At 51.0% G+C, this 1,155-nt stretch carries 2 protein-coding genes; both read right to left on the bottom strand.

What is annotated here, in order from left to right; translation table 11 throughout:
- Window positions 1-287: 287 nt before the first annotated feature.
- Window positions 288-947: a hypothetical protein gene (locus tag NG833_RS24635; RefSeq protein ID WP_254567918.1), complete on the bottom strand. Its 660-nt coding sequence runs from the start codon at window positions 945-947 to the stop codon at window positions 288-290.
- Between the two features lie 34 nt (window positions 948-981).
- Window positions 982-1,146, bottom strand: a complete 165-nt coding sequence (locus tag NG833_RS31045) for a tyrosine-type recombinase/integrase (RefSeq protein ID WP_375293948.1) — start codon at window positions 1,144-1,146, stop codon at window positions 982-984.
- Between the last annotated feature and the right edge of the window lie 9 nt (window positions 1,147-1,155).

Here is a 1,155-nt window from a genome sequence, read left to right as displayed (position 1 = left end):
TACCATTACCAGTGGAGAGAGGGCGATCGCATCACCACGATTTACCTACCCCGCAAAAAACTAGAGGCGGTTGAGAATGCGATCGCCCGTCGCGAATCAGTCAATGCAATTCTGATGATGCTGGGTTAGATGCGATCGCCCTGAATTCTTCTCCTCGATGTTCTATAGCATTGCCCTCTTTTTCCCCTCCCCTTCAATGCTATAGAACAGGGGCCAGGGGGAGGGGGTAAGGTTGAGTTGCGATCGCCGCCAAGATTCCCCGGGAGCGATCGCACCTGGGCACCGGGTTACACTCCCTCGATCTGATCCTTTAATTTTGTCCATGCAACCGATGACAAATGGCCTTGCACATCAGCCCAAAGCTCAGAGATGTTAGGGTCAAGCCAATCTAAGTCAAGGCAGCGATCTAATTTCTTCAGTTCTGGATAGGCTCGGAAAGCGAACGGGATTTTAACCCCAAAAAACCTGTTAACAACAGGGACTAGATAGACATTCGGATATTTCGCTAGAAGCCATGCAGCGAGCTCCAGATAATTCTCAAGCAAGATATCCATGTCGGCAGTTTTAACACTCAGATAGTGAAGATTCCCCACACAGTAGCGGTCCTCTGCCTGAAACTCTAGGAACCGATCCTCGAACGGCTGATCCTTGCGTTCGGCAATCTCTTTAAACTTGATCGCCCCGTGCATCTCGCTCGCCGGGAACAGAAAGACGCGCTCGCACCGGGGGGATACCAGATCCAACCCCCGGATTAACTCGCTGTCATTGATTGGTAACCCGGGAACCGTGTAATTGGCGTAACCGGAAAAAAGGTGTTGGACATCGGGAAATTTTAGGGTACCGCGGCTGTCGCCAATCAATGCCCGGGTTAAGACTGTATCGCGGTTGAATCCGTCCAGGGATAGGAGTTCCCCGGTTTCCGCAAGTCTGAAATTTAAGTGTCTCATAAATTTTAAAGGTTTTGAGTTGGGGATAAGGGAATCAGAGTAGCGCGATCGCATTGCTGAGCTGTTCGGGGTCAACCTCTACATATCGAAGCAACACGCGATCATTCTTGTGCCCCGTGATTTTTTTCAGCACCGGGATAGACACCCCAGAACGGGACAAGGCAGTAATCAGGGTGCGACGGGTGGAATGGGTTGATATCCCCCTACG

Source organism: Oscillatoria sp. HE19RPO (genome assembly GCF_024220515.1).
Classification (GTDB): domain Bacteria; phylum Cyanobacteriota; class Cyanobacteriia; order Cyanobacteriales; family Laspinemataceae; genus Laspinema.
This window is presented reverse-complemented; position numbering and strand designations above follow the sequence as displayed.